Annotated in this window: 14 protein-coding genes; 6 read left to right on the forward strand and 8 right to left on the reverse strand. The window is 75.3% G+C overall.

Annotated features, from left to right (window positions below; genetic code table 11):
• The first annotated feature begins 156 nt into the window (after window positions 1–156).
• Entirely contained in the window at window positions 157–396 is a 240-nt protein-coding gene (locus ACIOFR_RS19765) for a hypothetical protein (protein WP_400998896.1), read from the forward strand.
• 86 nt (window positions 397–482) lie between these two features.
• Here ACIOFR_RS19765 and ACIOFR_RS19770 read toward each other — a convergent pair whose 3' ends face one another.
• The 3 genes from ACIOFR_RS19770 to ACIOFR_RS19780 form a co-directional block, all read right to left on the reverse strand.
• Window positions 483–758 (reverse strand): acyl carrier protein, encoded by a 276-nt coding sequence (locus tag ACIOFR_RS19770; RefSeq protein WP_400998898.1) that lies wholly within the window; start codon window positions 756–758, stop codon window positions 483–485.
• Window positions 759–904: 146 nt separating this feature from the next.
• Window positions 905–1,144: an acyl-CoA carboxylase epsilon subunit gene (locus ACIOFR_RS19775; RefSeq protein WP_400998901.1), complete on the reverse strand. Its 240-nt coding sequence runs from the start codon at window positions 1,142–1,144 to the stop codon at window positions 905–907.
• Window positions 1,145–1,247: 103 nt separating this feature from the next.
• Window positions 1,248–2,066: a BTAD domain-containing putative transcriptional regulator gene (locus ACIOFR_RS19780; protein ID WP_400998904.1), complete on the reverse strand. Its 819-nt coding sequence runs from the start codon at window positions 2,064–2,066 to the stop codon at window positions 1,248–1,250.
• Between the two features lie 243 nt (window positions 2,067–2,309).
• Between ACIOFR_RS19780 and ACIOFR_RS19785 the strand changes: the two genes are divergently transcribed.
• The 4 genes from ACIOFR_RS19785 to ACIOFR_RS19800 all read left to right on the forward strand — a co-directional run bounded on the left by ACIOFR_RS19785 (window position 2,310) and on the right by ACIOFR_RS19800 (window position 7,712).
• Complete coding sequence (locus tag ACIOFR_RS19785) at window positions 2,310–2,591, forward strand: hypothetical protein (RefSeq protein ID WP_400998907.1); 282 nt, start codon at window positions 2,310–2,312, stop codon at window positions 2,589–2,591.
• On the forward strand, window positions 2,581–4,878 hold the full coding sequence (locus ACIOFR_RS19790) for a TOMM precursor leader peptide-binding protein (RefSeq protein ID WP_400998909.1): 2,298 nt from the start codon (window positions 2,581–2,583) through the stop codon (window positions 4,876–4,878). The genes ACIOFR_RS19785 and ACIOFR_RS19790 overlap by 11 nt, the downstream gene beginning before the upstream one ends.
• Before the next feature lie 70 nt (window positions 4,879–4,948).
• Window positions 4,949–6,448: a SagB family peptide dehydrogenase gene (locus tag ACIOFR_RS19795; protein WP_400998912.1), complete on the forward strand. Its 1,500-nt coding sequence runs from the start codon at window positions 4,949–4,951 to the stop codon at window positions 6,446–6,448.
• Between the two features lie 58 nt (window positions 6,449–6,506).
• Window positions 6,507–7,712: a sensor histidine kinase gene (locus tag ACIOFR_RS19800; protein WP_400998915.1), complete on the forward strand. Its 1,206-nt coding sequence runs from the start codon at window positions 6,507–6,509 to the stop codon at window positions 7,710–7,712.
• 49 nt (window positions 7,713–7,761) lie between these two features.
• Here the strand turns inward: ACIOFR_RS19800 and ACIOFR_RS19805 are convergent, their stop codons facing one another.
• From ACIOFR_RS19805 to ACIOFR_RS19825, 5 genes are all read right to left on the reverse strand, one after another.
• Window positions 7,762–8,370 (reverse strand): DNA-binding response regulator, encoded by a 609-nt coding sequence (locus ACIOFR_RS19805; protein ID WP_400998916.1) that lies wholly within the window; start codon window positions 8,368–8,370, stop codon window positions 7,762–7,764.
• Between the two features lie 134 nt (window positions 8,371–8,504).
• Window positions 8,505–9,380: a 4'-phosphopantetheinyl transferase family protein gene (locus tag ACIOFR_RS19810; RefSeq protein ID WP_400998919.1), complete on the reverse strand. Its 876-nt coding sequence runs from the start codon at window positions 9,378–9,380 to the stop codon at window positions 8,505–8,507.
• Window positions 9,377–9,655 carry an acyl carrier protein gene (locus tag ACIOFR_RS19815; protein ID WP_371497205.1) on the reverse strand — a complete coding sequence of 93 codons (279 nt, stop codon included), beginning with the start codon at window positions 9,653–9,655 and terminating at the stop codon, window positions 9,377–9,379. The genes ACIOFR_RS19810 and ACIOFR_RS19815 overlap by 4 nt, the downstream gene beginning before the upstream one ends.
• A 60-nt stretch (window positions 9,656–9,715) precedes the next feature.
• Window positions 9,716–11,551 carry an acyl-CoA dehydrogenase gene (locus ACIOFR_RS19820; protein ID WP_400998923.1) on the reverse strand — a complete coding sequence of 612 codons (1,836 nt, stop codon included), beginning with the start codon at window positions 11,549–11,551 and terminating at the stop codon, window positions 9,716–9,718.
• A complete protein-coding gene (locus ACIOFR_RS19825; protein WP_400998926.1) occupies window positions 11,548–13,410 on the reverse strand; it encodes a fatty acyl-AMP ligase in 1,863 nt (620 codons plus the stop codon). The genes ACIOFR_RS19820 and ACIOFR_RS19825 overlap by 4 nt, the downstream gene beginning before the upstream one ends.
• 230 nt (window positions 13,411–13,640) lie before the next feature.
• Between ACIOFR_RS19825 and ACIOFR_RS19830 the strand changes: the two genes are divergently transcribed.
• Window positions 13,641–16,847 carry a S41 family peptidase gene (locus ACIOFR_RS19830; protein WP_400998929.1) on the forward strand — a complete coding sequence of 1,069 codons (3,207 nt, stop codon included), beginning with the start codon at window positions 13,641–13,643 and terminating at the stop codon, window positions 16,845–16,847.
• Window positions 16,848–16,853 lie beyond the last annotated feature (6 nt).

Raw genomic sequence — 16,853 nt, forward strand, 5'->3', positions numbered from 1 at the left:
CTCTCGTCTCAGCCCAACCCCCCCACCCGCCTCCAGACCCGCAAGTACCCCCCGCGGCCGCGGGCCTAGTCTCGGACGGTGGGGGGGCGGGGGCGGGGCGCCGCCCCCCCCCCGTCCGCCTCCCCGCCAGCGCCCCCGAGCCCCGAGGAGCCCGCCGTGTCCGCACCGCACCCCCGGCCGACCGTGCCGCTCGCACCCCTGCCGCCGCTGCCGCACCTGCCGTCCGCGCTGCCGGTGCCGCCCGTACGCCTGCGGGTGGTCCGGCCGGCCCCCCGCCGGCCCCCGGCGCCGCCGGGCCGTGCCCTGCGGGCCGTCGCGGACGCCGGCCTCGTGGTCGCCATCGTGCTGCCGGTGTACCAACTCGGCTTGCTGCTCGTCCGGTCGGTCGTGGGCTGACGCCGGAAAGGCCCCGGGCCCGGCCTCCCGCACCACCTCTCGGTGGGACGGGAACCGGGCCCCGGGGCCGCACTGGAACCGGAGTGTCAGGCGACGCGCGCCTCCTCGGCGAGGAACGCCGCCATGGCCGCGACCGTGGGGTGCTCGTACGCCACCGCGGGCTCCAGGTAGAGCTCGAACTTCTCCTCGATGTCCCCGAACAGGCTCAGCGCGGCCACCGAGTCCATGCCGAACTCCGCGAACGGCATCTCGGTGTTGATCTCGCTCTCCGGACGGGAGAGGTAGCTGCTGAGCCGCTCGACCAGCCAATCGCGGATGTCCCGCTCCACCTGCTCAAGGTGAATCGATCCCTGGACTGTCATCAGATACTCCTTCGCAGTGGCGTCTCGCCGCAGGGTGCACCCCCTCCCTCAAGAGCGACTAGAACCGATCTGGATCAGCCGGGCGCCCGGTCTCCGGCCGCCGCCTCCGGCCGCCGCTCAGGTCGCCGCCTCGGGCCACCGCCGCCTCAGGCCGCCGTCCGCCAGCTGCCCGGCGGCAGGTAGTCGGCACCCACCGGTCGCAGCCAGGTGCCGGCCCGGCCGGCCCGTGCGGCGGCCCCGGCCGCGGCCCGGCCGGCCGCGACGGCCGCGAGCACCACCGCCAGCACCGCGAGCTCCTCGGCGGTGGGCAGGCCGCGTTCGACCACGACGAGTGCCCGCCCCCGCAGGTCTGCGGGGGCGGGCATCGGGTTCTCGGCACTCTCCATGCCGCGGACGGTAGGAAGGGCGTCTCGCGCGGCACTCGTCCCGCCCTCGACGCCCGGTGGAGCAGCGGACGAGGGGAAGGGGCGGGACCGGTGGCGGCAGCGGTCAGCCGACCACCTGGTGCAGCTCCATGGAGAGCTCCGCACCCGCCAGGTCGAGCCGGGTGTCGGCGGCGAGCACCGCGGCGTGCAGGCGCTGCAACCGGGCCGAGGGCTCGATGCCCAGCTCGCCGACCAGGGTGTTGCGCAGCCGTTGGTACGTCTCCAGTGCCTGCCAGGAGCGGCCGGAACGGTACTGCGCCAGGATCAGCTGGGCGTGCAGGCCCTCGTGCATCGGCCGCTGGGCGGACAGCATGGTCAGTTCGCTGAGCAGCATGGCGTGCCGTCCCAGCCGCAGGTCGGCCGCGATCCGGCTCTCCAGCGCGCCGAGCCTGGCCTCCTCCAGCTGGAGCACCTCGATCTCCAGCACCCGGCCGACCTGGATGTCCACCAGGGCCGGCCCGCGCCACAGTGCGAGCGCCTGGCCGAGTAGGGCGGAGGCGGCGACGTCGTCGTGCGCGGCGAGTGCCGCCCGCCCGAGGCCCAGCAGCCGCTCGAACTCCGCGCTGTCCACCTCGCCCGGCTGGACGTCCAGCAGGTAGCCGCCGTACCGGGTGACCAGGATCTCCTTGGCCGTCGAGGGCTGCTCGGCGTGGAAGGCCGTGCCGAGCTTGCGGCGCAGCTGGAGGATGTAGGTCTGGAGGGTGGTGGCGGCGCTGCGCGGGGGCTGGTCGCCCCAGATCTCCTCCATCAGGGTGGGCACCGTCACCACCTGGTTGGCCTGGAGCGCGAGCAGCGCCAGGATCTGCCGCGGCTTGGCGGCGCTCGGCGCGAAGGATGTCTCCTGCTCCTGCGCGACGAACGGGCCCAGAATGTTGATCTGCACGGATCCGCCTCCCTTCCACTCCTGGACAGCACCGGGGATTCGCTCCCCAGAGCCTCGCACGGTGGAGGCGGCCGGCAACAGTGAGATCCTCACGGATCGAACGGGAATCACCACACGCGGCCACCATGGGATTCTCACGCCACGCACATGACGGATCCACTGTCCACGGCGGGGTCGGATCACACAGACTTCCGTGCCGTACCACTGTGAGCACAGGCCGTCTCTAGCAACGGAGTTGCCCCCGTGAGCGCACTCACCATTCCAGCCGCACCGTCCAGCACCGGCCTTGAGCGCGACTGGCGTTTCGCCGAACTGGTCATCGCGGCCCATCTCGACCCGGTGCTGCGCACCCGCTACACCGTCGAACCCGCGCCGGTCCTGGCCGAGTTCGGCATCTCCCTGCCCTTCGGCGCCCCGGCGCCGGCCCTCGCCACCGCCGCCGGCGGCCGGCTGACGATCGAGGACCTGGACCAAGGCACCGTCCTCGCCGACTTCACCTTCTGCACCGTCGACAGTGAGCTCTGACGCGGAGCTCAGAGCCCTCCCCACGACCGGCCCGCGGGTACTGGCGTTCCGACGCCACCTGCGGGCCGAAGTCGTCGCGGGTGAGGGTGCGTACCTGATCTCCGAGCGGGGCACCACCCGCCTGCGCGGCGCGCACGTGGAGGCGGTCGCGCCGCTGCTGGACGGCACCCGGGACCTGCCCTCGCTGCTCCGGGAGGCCGGGGACCGCGTCTCGGCCGCGGAGATCGGCGAGCTGCTCGGTTCGCTGTCCGCGGCCGGGCTGGTCAGCTACCGGCCCGCCGACCAGAGCGGACGCGACCCGCGCGCCGAGGCCTTCTGGGAGCTGGCCGGGCTCGACGGCACCAGTTCCTCCGCCCGGGTCACCGCCGCGCAGGTCCGGATCCTGGCGGTCGGCCGGGACGACGCGGCCAGCGTCCGCCCGGCCTTCGAGGCCGCCGGCCTGCGCTGCGTCACGTCCGACTCGCCGGACGCCGCCGAGCTGACCGTGGTGGTGTGCGACGACTACCTCGCCCCGGTGCTGCGCCGGATCGACGTCGCCCAGCGGGCCGCCGGCCGGCCCTGGCTGATCGCCAAGCCCACCGGCTCGGTGGTGTGGTCCGGCCCGGTGCTCTCGGCGGACGACGGCGCCTGCTGGCAGTGCCTGGCCCACCGCCTGCGGGCGAACCGGGTGCACGAACTCACCGTCCAGCACGCCCTGGGCCTGTCCGAGCCACCGCTCGGCCCGGAGGCCTCGCTCGGCGCCACCCGCGCCCTCGGCCTCCAGCTCGCAGCCCTCCAGGCCGCCAAGTGGCTGGCCGGGCAGCCCCGTTCGGAGCGCCCGGAGATCGACACCCTGGACACCCTGAGCCTGCGGGCCGGACGGCACGCCGTGGTCCGCCGCCCGCAGTGCCCCACCTGCGGCACCCCGGCGGCCGGCGCGGCCCGGATGCTGGAACCGGTCGTGCCGCGCCCGGCCCCCGACGATCCGCCGGGCGGGCGGGCCCGCGGCGGCAGCCGGCTCCCGACCGCGCAGCAGGTGCTGGACCGCTACGGCCACCTGGTCAGCCCGATCTGCGGGGTCGTCCAGGAGATCACCCGGGCCCAGGCCCCGGCTCCGCTGCACTCCTTCACCGCCCGTTCCTGCACGGCCCCGGAGGGCCGGGCGCCGCTGCGCCGGGAGAGCGGCGGCAAGGGCGCCACCGAGCTCGACGCCCGGGTCAGCGCCCTGTGCGAGGCGCTGGAGCGCGAGTCGGGCCGGCTGCACGGGGACGAGCCGCGGATCCGGGACAGTCTGCGCGGCCTCGGCGAGGCCGCGCTGCCGCCCAACAGCTGCCAGCTGTACCACGAGCGGCAGTACCGGGACCGGGCCCAGTGGAACATCGCGCACGGCAGCTACCAGCGGATCTGCGAACCGCTGGACGAGCGCACCCCGCTCGACTGGACGCCGCTCTGGTCGCTCACCGGCGGCCGGCAGCGGCTGCTGCCGACGGCGATGCTGTTCTACGGCACGCACCAGCCGGGCGACGCCCGGTACGCCCGCGCCGACTCCAACGGCTGCGCCGCCGGCGGGACCCTGGAGGACGCCGTGCTGCGCGGCTTCCTGGAGCTGGTCGAACGGGACGCCGTCGCGCTGTGGTGGTACAACCGGACCCGCCAGCCGGCCGTCGACCTGGCGGCCCTGGACGACCCGTGGATCGAGGAGGTGGCCCGGCTGCACCGCGGGCAGGGCCGCGAACTGTGGGCCCTGGACCTCACCGCGGACCTCGGCGTCCCGGTGGTGGCGGTGCTGTCCCGGCGGCTCCAGGGGCCCACCGAGGACGTCCTGTTCGGCTTCGGCGCGCACTTCGCCCTGCCGGAGGCCGTCCGTCGGGCGGTCGCCGAGGTCAACCAGCTGCTCCCCGCGGTGGCCCCGACCGGGCCCGGCGGCCCGCCGCGCTACTCGCTCCAGGACCCGGCGGCCCTGCACTGGTGGCGGACGGCGACCGTGGCCCGCCACCCCTACCTGCTGCCCGACCCCGAGCGCCGGGCCGTCCGCCCGGCGGACCGCCCGCCGCCGGCCGGTCCCGGTGCGCGCTCCGAGCTGGAGGCCGCCGGCGCGCTGGTGCGCCGGCACGGCATGGAGCTGCTGGTCCTCGACCAGACCAGGGCGGACATCGGCCTCCCGGTGGTCCGGGTGGTGGTGCCGGGCCTGCGGCACTTCTGGGCCCGCTTCGCCCCCGGCCGGCTGTACGACGTGCCGGTGAGCCTCGGCCGGCTGGACGAGCCGACCCCGTACGAGCGGCTCAACCCCGTCCCACTGTTCGTGTGAGACTTGAGCGGGACTCGACCGGAGTCCCGGATAGTGGGCCATTCGCACACTGCCTACCCCGGAGAGCGCCATGGACGCAGCGGCCGGAGGTTCGACGCCGGAGCTCCAGCGCCTCTGGTCGCTCCGCGAGGACGTCGACGTCGAGTTCGAGGGGCCGGACGGCGACGCGCTGCTGCGCAACCGCTGGTCCACCGTACGGCTGGCCCGGCCCGACCGGGCCGGCCGCGAGGCCCTGCGCAGGATGACCTTCGGGCCGATCTCGCTGGGCAACGTACTGGACGGCGCGGAGAGCGGCGCCCGCGCGAGACTCGACGAACTGCTGCGGCTGATCCCGCACCTGACGATCCGTTCGGTCGGGTTGACCGACAGCGAGCTACCGCTCCTGTCGGTCGTCCCGATGTCCCCGCAGGCCGTCCTGGAACCGGTCGGGCTGGAGCAGGACCAGCCCGTCCGGCTCTCCCGGTTCGCCGTGCTGTCCGGCGCCGGACGGGGCCTGACGCTGGAGTCCCCGCTGTCGCTGTTCCGGGTGGTCACCCACCGCCCCACCGCGGCCGCCCTGCTCGGGGCCCTCGGCTGGAGCACCACCCTGGCCGAGCTGGACTCGCTGCTGCCGTTCCCGTCCGCCGCCGTCCGCGAGGCGGTCGGGCACCTGCTCGCCGCGGGTCTGGCGGTCGCCGCCGGGCGGACGCCGGACGGCGCGGCGGCGTTCGCCGAGGACGCCGACCCGGTGCTGTCCACCTGGTCGCCGGTGGACCTGCTGTTCCACACCCGCAGCACGGTCGGCCGGCACGACAACGACTTCGGCGCGACGTACGCCCACACCGGCCGGCTGAGCCCCGAACCGGCCGTCCGCACCGCGCCGGACGGCCCCCGGTTCCCGCTGCCGCTGCCCCCGGCGGCCGGCCCGGACGATCCGCCGTTCGCCGCCGTGCTGGAGCGCGCGGCGGCGGCCGTGGACTGCGCGGAGAGCGCCGACCGGCTGACCGTGGACCACCTCGGCGTGCTGCTCTACCGCGCGGCCCGGGTCCGCGCGGTCGCCGAGGACCCGGCCGGCCCGCCCGGGTACGAGGTCAGCGAGCGCCCGTACACCAGCTTCGGCCGGACCCATCCGCTGGAGCTGTACGTCTCGGTGAAGCGGTGCCACGGCCTGCCGCCGGGGGTGTTCCACTACGACCCCGAGCACCACCGGCTCACCCTGCTCAACGAGGACCGCGGGATCCTGGACGCCGTCCTGACCTGCAGCCGGGTCGCGGCCGGCCTGCCCGCGCCGCCGCCGCTGGTGATCACGCTCACCGCCCGGTTCGCCCGGACGGCCTGGAAGTTCAGCGGGCAGAGCTACGCCCTGGTGCTGCGCGACACCGGCGCCGCCCTGCAGACCCTCGAACTGACGGCCGCGGCGCTGGGCCTGGCGGCGGTGCCGCTGGGCGCGACCGACATCGCGGCGGGCGCCAGGGTCAGCGGCACCGACTGGCGGGCCGAGTCCCCGGTGGGTCAGCTGGTGCTCGGCCCGGCCGCGGCCCGGCCGGACGGACCGGCAAGTCCGTACCATCCCTGGAACTCCGGTGTCTGACCGTCGATCACCACGTACGCTCGGTCCTCGGATGTGTCTGATCGGAGGATCCGGACCAGTGGCGAGAGACGAAACGGCCGGCGACGAGGGCCTGCGGCACGAGCCCGCACCGGTGTTCGCGCTCGGCATCCTCTATGCGGCGCTGTTCGCCTACCTGGTGCAGGTCTCGGTCAACCTGATCGCGATCCGGCCCGGCAGTCCCGGCCTCCTGCTGGGCATCGCCGCCTTCGTGGTGATCTGCGGCTGCCAGCTGGTCCACTGCCTGCCGCAGGCCAAACTGGTCCGGCGAAGATTCGGCCGGCTGACCCTGGCCGTCCAGACGCTGCTGACCTACCTGCCCATCCTGCTCTTCGGGGCGATCTGGGGCGCCGCCGGAGGGTTCCTGGCCGCCTCCGGGCTGATGCTGCTGGAGGGCGCCTGGGCCTGGCTCTGGTACGGCGGCGTGGTCCTCTCGATGACCGGTGTCGCGGTGCTGTACAACGCCCGGCCGCAGGACGTGGTGTACGTCGCGATCTCCACCCTGCTGAGCGGGCTGATGATGTACGGACTGAGCCGGCTGGTGCAGCTGGTGGTCGAGCTGCACCGGGCGCGCGGCCAGCTGGCCCGGCTCGCGGTCGCCCAGGAGCGGCTGCGATTCGCCCGCGACCTGCACGACCTGCTCGGCTACAGCCTCTCCGCGATCACCCTCAAGAGCGAGGTGGCGATCCGCCTGGTGCACAGCCACCCGACCCGGGCCGCCGAGGAGTTGACCTCCGTCCTGGGCATCTCGCGGCAGGCCCTCGCCGACGTCCGGGCGGTGGCCAGGGGCTACCGCGACATGTCGCTGGCCGGCGAGGCCGAGTCGGCCCGCGGGATGCTGGAGGCCGCCGACATCACCGTGGAGACCCGGATCGAGTCCTCCGAACTGCCCGGGGTGGTCGACACCACGCTGGCCACCGTGCTGCGTGAGGCGGTGACCAACATGCTCCGCCACAGCAAGGTCGAGCACTGCCGCATCGAGGTCGGCGAACAGGGCCCGGACATCCGGCTGCGGATCGTCAACGACGGCGTGCCCGAACGCCGGCGGGCGGCCGCCAGGGGCGTCGGCCAGCTGCCCGGCGCCCGGACCTCCTGGGAGGAGGGCGGCAGCGGGCTGGGCAACCTGGAGACCAGGCTGGCCGCGATCGGCGGCAGCCTGACCGCGGGCGTCCAGCCGGACGGCACCTTCCAGGTGGTCGCCCTGGTGCCGCTGGCCCAGCAGACCGACCTCCGCAGCGTCTCCTGACCGCCCCCGGCCGCCGGCTCCCGCAGCCGATGACCGGACGGCCGCCCGGTCAGCTCAGCCAGCCCGCCTCGTCGGCCTTGCGGATCGCGTCCACCCGGTTGCGGGCGTTCAGCTTGGTCACCACGTTGGTCAGGTAGTTGCGCACGGTGCCCGCCGACAGGAACAGCCCGGCGGCGATCTCCACCACCTCGGCCCCCTGGGCGGCCATCCGCAGCACCTGCACCTCCCGGTTGGTCAACGGGCAGTCCGCCGAGTCCCAGGCCGCCATGGCGAGTTGGGGGTCGATCACCCGCTCGCCGTTGGCGATCTTGCGGATCGCCCTGGCCAGTTCCTCCGGCGGGGCGTCCTTGAGGATGAACCCGGAGACCTTCGCCGCCATCGCCCGCCGCAGCGTGCCGGGCCGGCCCAGGCTGGTCAGGATCAGCGTCCGGCAGGAGGGCAGTTGGTCCCGCAGCAGGCCCGCCGCCGTCAGTCCGTCCACCCCCGGCAGGTCGATGTCGAGCACCGCGATGTCCGGGCGGTGCGCGAGCGCCTGGGGCAGGATCTGGTCACCGTGGTCCACCTCGGAGACCACCTCGATGTCCGGCTCCATCCCCAGCAGCGCCACCAGCGCCCCCCGGACCATGTTCATGTCCTCGGCAAGCAGTATCCGGATCACTTCCCCCGGCCCCCCGTCCGCGCACCGGCTCGCAGACGTCTGGTCCCGGCGCCGGTACCGCTTCGAATCGGTCTGGCTTCGTGACCGCCAGAGGTGCGATTCTAGCCAGGAGATCGCGGCATGCAACCTTACGATCACACTCCGGAGGCTAACGCCCTCTGCGGTCCGATGAGCGCGTCCACGAGACCGTCGTCGAGCATCGTCCGGGCCGCGATGTCCGCCGTCTCGTCGAAGCCGGCGTCGAACAGGGCGACGCTCACCGTGTACCCGGTGACCGCCCAGGTCCCGAAGCTCCACTCGCCCCCCGTCCCCGGCGAGCCGTCCGGCCGCAGCACGCTGACCCGCTCCGCGCCGGTGGCGAACCCGAACTCGGTGAAACGGAACCGCAGTCCCTGCCCGATCGCCTTGCTGTACGCCTCCTTCAGGGTCCACAGCCGCACCAGCGCGGGGTTGCGCCGGGCCGGGTCCAACAGTTCGAGCTGCGCGGCCTCGTACGGCGTGCAGATCTGCCGCTCCGCGCCGGTGCCGACCAGGGTGCGGTCCGCCACCTCGGCGTCCACCCCGATCCAGCCGCGCCGGGTCAGCCCCACCACCAGCAGGTCCTCGGTGTGGCTGAGGCTGATGTCGACCTGGTCGCAGCCCCTCAGGTACGGCCGGCCGCCGAGCTTGTACGCCAGGTCGACCGTCTCCGGGGGCGCCTGGAGCGCCGCGCCCGCCGCCGTCTTCAGCAGCAGCCGCGAGGCCAGGAAGCGTTCCCTGACCTGCTCGTGGGACATCGCCTGGTACCTGGCCCAGTCCCGGCCGAGCACCGCGCGGTCGCCGGGGTACTCGCCGTCCGGCCCGTCCGCGGGCGCCCCCTCCCGCGGCACCCAGTCGCCGAGGCCGGCCACCAGCACGGCGCTGCCGCGCCGGGTGAGCGACTCCCGCACCTCGTCCCAGCCGCCGCCCGGCCCGCGGTACACCGGGATCGGCCCGCCGAGCGCCGCCCCCGGGTCGCGGGCCGGCCTCACGGCCGCACCTCGGCGGCCAGCTCGGTCAGGTACTCGGCCAGGGTCGAGCAGTTCACCAGGCTGTCCACCATCTCGGCCAGCGACAGCTCGCCCAGCTCCGGGAAACGCAGCTCGATCCGGTACTTGAGCTGCATCAGCATCACCGAGTCGAAGCCGAGGTCGTCGTAGAAGCGGGCGTCCACCGGGACGGCCGGCCGGCCGCCGCCCAGCACCGCCGCCGCCTCCTCGGCGAGCTCGCCCAGCAGCCGGGCCGGCCGCTCCAGCACCGCACTCATCCTGTACTCCCTGTCTGTCGGTCGGTCGGTCAGGTCGGCCCGCCCGCGGTCAGCCGGCGGTCAGCCGACGGGCGCCGCGGCGGTCGGGTCGTCGTAGAGGTCGAAGGTGCCGCCGCCGTGGTGGCGCCGCAGCAGCTCGTCCAGCACCTCGCCCTCGGCCCCCGGCGCGGGGCGGCCGGGCAGTCCGAGGCCGAGCCGGCGGCAGATCCGCAGCAGCGCGAGCACCACCCAGGCCGGACGGGCGAGGAACGGGTCCGGTCCGCCGATCTGGTGGCGCCACACCCCCAGCGCGGACGCCGCGGCCAGCAGCAGCGCGTACCGGTCCACCAGGGCGTAGCTGCGCGGGTCGGCCAGGTCGTCGCGGCGCCGGCCGGCCAGCGACCGGGCGGCGGCGCGCAGTTCGTGCAGTTCGGCGGCGAGGGTCCGCACCAGGGTCTCCAGCACCTCGCGGTACTCCCCGGCGCCCGCCACGGCGGTCGATCCGGCGGCCAGGTCGGCGAGTTCGGCGAGCAGCGGGTCCTCGGTGCCGACCGGGCCGAGCCGGGTGGTGTCCAGCGCGGGCAGGTCCTCGCGCAGCCGGAACAGCGCCGGGTCGGGGGCCCCGCCGACCGTCCAGGCGTGCTCGGCGAGCACCGGCAGCCGGGGGATCACGGTGGACTGGCAGGCCGCGGTGCCGGAGTGGCCCAGGCTGGTGATCGGCAGGTCCCGGACCTGCTTCTGGAAGATCCCGTACGCGCCGGAGCGCTCGTACAGGTTGGAGCCGAGCAGCACCGACAGGTCGTAGACGGAGTCGCTGAGCAGGATCGGCAGCAGGTACTTGGTGGCGGCGGCGTACACCCCGGTGGCCTCCGGGTACAGGTGCACGGCGCGGGTGCTGGTGAGGGCCAGCGCGTCGGAGACCAGCAGGTCGGTGAAGGCGCCGGCGAGGCTGACCCGGGCCTGCGGGTTGCGCAGCACCGGCCGTCCGTGCACTCCGCGGTCCAGCGCGAACCGCAGGGCGGTGCGCAGCGCGGTGTCCACCCCGGCGAGCACCATCGAGGGCAGCACGCTGCGGGTCAACTGGAAGGAGCTGAGGGCGAGTCGGACCCCGTCGCCCCAGTCGCCGAGCAGCGCCTCGCGCGGGACGGGGCAGTCGGTGAAGGCCAGCCCGCTCATCGAGCAGCCGCGCAGTCCGACGGTGGGGAAGCGGTCGAGGTCGCGCACCCGGTCGGCGGGCAGCCCGGACCGTTCGAGCAGGACGGCGGAGTGGCTGCGGCTGCCGGGCCGGTCGTCGGTGCGGCAGAAGACCACCAGCGCGGCGGCGTGCTCGGCGTTGACGATGACCCGCTTGGCGCCGTCCAGGCGCAGCCCGCCGCCCTCGTCGCTGAGGCAGAACTCGTCGCGCAGGAAGGCGTTCCCGTGGGCGAGGTCCCGGTAGGCGACGGCCACCCGGCCCCCGGCCAGCAGCAGGTCGGCGGTGCGGCGCTGCTGGGCCTCGGTGCCGGCCGCCCAGACCGAGACCGCGGCCAGGAAGGAGCCCGCGCCGAAGCCGACGCCGAGCGAGGGGTCGCGGCGGAACACCGGCCGGAGCATCCGGGCGAGCACGTCCACCCGTTCGAAGCGGCCGCCGAGCCGCTCCGGGACGAACTCCGCGGCGAGCCCGAGCCGGTGCAGCAACCGGACCGAGTCGTCGGGCAGTTCGGACCGGTCGTCGGCCTCCAGGACGGCCCGGTGGCCGTACGGGTTGGCCGGGTCCCAGGGGTCGCCGAGGGCGGTCTCCAGTTCGGTGATCCGGCGGGCGGCCTCGGTCTCCACCGAGCGGCCGGGCGCGGCGGGGGCGCCGGGGACAGGGGCGCCGGGGAGGGGGCGGCCGGTGCCGGGCGCGCCGGCGCCCAGGGTGCCGGTGCGCGCCGTCACCGTCCGACCCCCGCTGCCGCCGGGCCGCCCGCCACCAGCTCGGCGACCGCCGGTTCGACCACCTGGTGCAGGGCCTTCAGCCGGCCGGAGAGGAACAGCCGCCGCATGGTGCCGCGTTCGAGCTTGCCGCTGGTGGTGCGCCGCACGGTGCCGGGGCGCACCAGCAGCACGTTGCCGGCCCGGACCTCGAACTCCCGGGAGACGCACTGGCGCACGCTCATGGTCAGCTGGGCCAGGTCGAGGTCGAACCGCCCGGCGGTCCTGACCTCCTGCACCACCACCATGTGCGGCCGGCCGGGCTCCACCTCGAAGACCACGCCCGGGCCGAAGGAGCTGCTGAGCTGCTGCACCGCGCGCTCGATGTCCTGCGGGTAGAGGTTGCGGCCGGCCACCACCAGCAGTTCCTTGATCCGCCCGGTGACGAACAGCTCGCCGTCCCGCAGCACGCCGAGGTCCCCGGTGCGCAGGTAGCCCTCGTCGCCGTCGGCGGTGACCGCCTTGAAGGTCTCGGCGGTCTCCAGCGGCCGCTTCCAGTAGCCGCGGGCGATGCCCTCGCCGCGCAGCCATATCTCGCCGACCCTGCCCTCCGGCAGCACCCGGCGGCTCTTCGGGTCGACGATCCGCAGCGCGAGCGCGTCGGGCGCCGGGCTGCCGCAGCTGACCAGGGTGCGCGCGGTGCGTCCGGGCACCGGCTGGACGAACTGGTGCTTCTCCAGCGAGGCCGCGTCGACCACCCGCTGGCCGGGCGCGCTCGTCGGGCCGGCCGGCCGGGCGGTGGCCAGCAGGGTGGCCTCGGCCAGCCCGTAGGCGGGGACGAACGCGGAGGCCCGGAAGCCGACCCGGGCGAAGCGCTGGGCGAAGGCCCGCAGGGTCTCGGACCTGACCTGCTCGGCGCCGCTGACCGCGGTGGTCCAACCGGACAGGTCGAGACCCTCCAGGTGCCGGTCGGAGACCCGCCGGACGCAGAGCTCGTAGCCCAGGTCGGGGCCGCCGCTGACGTCGATCGCGTACCGGCTGATCGCCTCCAGCCAGCGGATCGGGCGCCGGATCAGCAGGTCGGTGGGCAGCAGCACGCCGGTCCCGCCCAGCCAGAGCGGGTGCAGCAGCTGGCCGACCAGCCCCATGTCGTGGTGGTACGGCAGCCAGCCGCCGACCCGGGAGTCGGGGCCGGTGCCCAGCAGGTCGGCGATCGCCCGCTGGTTGGCGAGCAGGTTGCGGTGGGTGACCATCACCCCGCGCGGGTCCCGTGTGGAGCCGGAGGTGTACTGGAGCATGGCCAGGTCGTCGGCGCCGGTCGCGGGGCGGCGCCAGTCCTCGGCGGCGGGCAGCTCGGCGCCGTCCAGGGCGAGGCAGGCGAGGTCCCCGCGGCCGGCCACGGCGGCCATCAGCGAGATGTCGGGGGCCGCGCGACGGTCCGTCAGGATCAGCCGGGGCGCCGCGTCCTTGATCATGCCGAGGGTGCGCTCGTCGTTGCCGCGGCGGCCGTTGGGCGCCGGCCCCGGCACCGCGACGACCCCGGCGTACAGGCAGGCCAGGAAGGAGACGGCGAACCGTTCGGCGTCCGCCTGGAGGATCAGCACCCGCTCCCCGGCGAGGCGTCTGTCCTGCAGCCAGGCGGCCAGCCGGCGGGCCGCGGTGTCCAGCTCCGCGTAGTCCATCCGGCGCTCGCACAGCCGGTGGTCGCGCCGGGCCGGCGCCGGGTGGTCGATGCCGGCCGGGACGGCCAGTGCGGGCAGCCGCACCTGGAGCCCCCCGGCCGGGCCGGTCGGCTCCTCCCGCAGGAACACCAAGGCGTCCTTCTCCGCGTCCTGCGCGGCGTGCCGCAGCAGTACGTCGGTGAAGGTCTCGTTCTCCGACATCGCTTCCCCTCCCCTGGCCGTGGTGTCCGGCGCGGCTCCTGCGCCCTGCGCCCACCGGCGGCCCGCCCCGTCGGGGGTCAGGATCAGCGCAGGTGCTAGAGCGCCTCTCGACTGCGGGGCGGGCCCCGGTGGACGCCGTGACCGGGGCCCTCCCGCCGGCGCGGGGCGCTGACGGTGCATGAGCGGGCAGCCCGGTTGCGGGTGATCGGCACCGGCCGAACCATGGAGGGGTGCCCGGATACCTGCGCCACCCCCACCTGCGCGGCGACCTGCTGACCTTCACCGCCGAGGACGACGTCTGGGCCGCGCCGCTGGGCACCGACGGCGAGGTCGGCCGGGCCTGGCGGATCAGCTGCGACCGGACCAGGGTCAGTCATCCCCGGCTCTCCCCCGACGGCGCGGTGATCGCCTGGACCAGCTGGCTGACGCTCACCCCCGAGGTGTGGACCGCCCCCGCGGCCGGTGGCGAGGCGGTCCGGCTGACGTACTGGGGCAGCGCCGACACCCGGGTCCGCGGCTGGCTGCCGGACGGCGAGGTGCTGGCCGTCACCTCCTACCGCGAGCCGTTCGCCCACTACACCTGGGCGTACGCGCTGCCGCCGGACGGCTCGCCGGGCCGCCGGCTGCCCTGGGGCCCGGTCGCCGACGCCCAGATGAGCAGCGAGCACACGGTGCTGCTGACCGCCTCGGCGCCGCACGAGCCCGCCGCCTGGAAGCGCTACCGCGGCGGGGCGACCGGCCGGCTCTGGCTGGACCACGGCCCGCTGCTGCCCGGCCACACCGGCCACCTGGCCTCCCCGATGCCGATGCCGGCGGCCGGCCGGATCGCCTTCCTCTCCGACCACGAGGGCATCGGCAACCTCTACTCCTGCCGCCCGGACGGCACCGGCCTGCGCCGGCACACCGACCACGCCTCGTACTACGCCCGGGAGGCCGCCACCGACGGCACCCGGATCGTCTACCAGCACGCCGGCGACCTGTGGCTGCTGGACGGCCTCGACGCCCCCGCGCCGCGCCGGCTGTCGGTGCCGCTGGGCGGCGCGCGGGCCGGCCGGCGGCCCTACCAGGTGCTCGCCGCCACCCACGTCAAGGACCTGGCCTGCGACGCCACCGGCCGGGCCGGGGTGCTCACCGTCCGTGGCAGCCTGTACTGGCTGACCCACCGGGAGGGCCCGGCCAGGGTACTGGCCGACACGCCCGGGGTGCGGGCCCGGCTGCCGGTGGTGCTCGGGCACACCGGCCGGGCCGCCTGGGTGAGCGACGCGCAGGGCGCGGACGCCGTCGAGGTGGCCCCCCTGCCCGGCCGCGACGGCACCCCGGTGGCGGCCCCGCGCCGGATCGCCGCCGGCCTGCTCGGCCGGGTGCTGGAGTTCACCGCCAGCCCGGACGGCCGGACCCTCGCGGTGGCGGCCTCGGACGGCCGGCTGCTGCTGGTCACGGTCGAGGACGGCGCCGTCCGGGAGGTGGTGGCCTGCGCCTTCGGCCCGGTCAGCAGCCCCGCCTTCTCCCCCGACTCGCAGTGGCTGACCTGGTCGCAGCCGGTGGCGGGTCGCTCGCTGCGCTCGATCCAGCTGGCCCGGGTGGACGCCCCGGAGCGGACGGTCGACGTGACCGGCGGGCGGTTCGAGGACGAGCACCCGGTGTTCACCCGGGACGGCCGCTTCCTGGTCTTCCTCTCCTGGCGGGGCTTCGACCCGGTGCACGACGTGCACACCGGCGACCTCTCCTTCCCGCTCGGCTGCCGCCCGTACCTCGTCCCGCTGGCGGCCGACACCCCCTCGCCGTTCGCGGCCCCGGTCCGGGGCCGGCCGCCGGTCGGGCTGGACCCGGAGGAGGCGACCGGGGACGGGACGGTCCGGGTGGACGAGGCGGGCCTGTCCAAGCGCCTGGTGCCGTTCCCGGTGATCGCCTCCAAGTACTCGGCGACGGCCCCGGTGCGCGGCGGGGTGGTCTGGCTGCGCTGGCCGATCTCGGGCGCCCTCGGCCAGACCTTCGCCAACCCCGCGGACACCTCGGGCCGGCCGTCGCTGGAGTACTTCGACCTGGCGCACGGCACCCGCAGCACCGTGGTCGACAAGCTGGACGGCTTCGCGGTCTCCGGCGACGGCAGCGCGGTCTCGGTCTTCTCGGCCGGGTCGCTGAAGCTGCACCCGTTGGCGTCCCCGAACTCCCCGGTCACGGTGGACCTGCGGCGGATCACCCACACCGTCCACCCGGCCGACGAGTGGCGCCAGTCGTACCACGAGGCGGCCCGGATCGTCCGTGACCAGTTCTGGGACGCCGACATGTGCGGCCTCGACTGGCCGCAGCTGGTGGCCCAGTACGAGCCGCTGCTGGAGCGGATCGCCTCGCCCGACGACTTCGCCGACCTGCTGCGCGAACTGCTCGGCGAGCTCGGCACCTCGCACGCGTACGTCACGCCCGCGCGGCGCGGCGAGGGGCCCGCGCCGGCCCAGCAGCAGCTCGGGCTGCTGGCCGCCAACGCGCACCGCACGCCGGACGGCCGCTGGCTGCTGGACCGGATCCTGCTCGGCGAGTCCTCGGACCCGAGGGCCCGCGCGCCGCTCGCCGGGTACGGCGTCGAGGACGGGGACGAGCTGGTGGCCGTGGACGGGCGGGCGCCCGACCCGGTGCGCGGCCCGGCCCCGCTGCTGTCCGGCACCGGTGGCAGCACGGTGGAGCTGACCCTGCGCCGCGGCGAGGCGCTGCGGCGGATCGCGGTCACCCCGCTGACCGACGAGCGGCCGATCCGGTACCAGGACTGGGTGACCAAACGCCGCAGGCTGGTGCGGGAGTTCAGCGACGGCCGGTGCGGCTACCTGCACATCCCGGACCTCGGCGGCTCCGGCTGGGCCCAGTTCAACCGCGATCTGCGCAGCGAGCTCGCCAAGCCCGCCCTGGTGCTGGACGTCCGTGGCAACGCCGGCGGGAACGTCTCCGAGCTGGTGCTGGAGAAGCTCGACCGCAAGGTGCTGGCCTGGGACTTCACCCGCGGCCGGCACCCCGTCCGCTGGCCCAGGGACGCGCCGCGCGGCCCGCTGGTGGCGCTGGCCGACCACGCCACCAGCTCGGACGGGGACGTGATCATCACCGCGATCCGGCTGCTGGGTCTCGGGCCGGTGCTGGGCACCCGCACCTGGGGCGGGGTGGTCGGGATGACCGGCCGGCACCCGCTCGGCGACGGCACCCAGATCTCGGTGCCCAAGAACGCCTCCTGGTTCACGGAGGGGATCGGCTTCTCGGTGGAGAACCACGGCGTCGACCCGGACGTCGAGGTGGTGCGCAGCCCGCACGACTGGGCCCGCGGCGAGCACACCGAGCTGGTCGCGGCCGTCCGGCTGGCACTGGAGCAGCTGGCCGAGCACCCGGCGGCGGCCCCGCCGCCGGCCGACGTGCCGCGGCCGGACCTGCGGCGCCCGCCGCTGCCGCCCCGCTGACCGGAC

It is taken from the genome of Kitasatospora sp. NPDC088346 (assembly GCF_044740765.1).
Taxonomy (GTDB): Bacteria; Actinomycetota; Actinomycetes; order Streptomycetales; family Streptomycetaceae; genus Kitasatospora.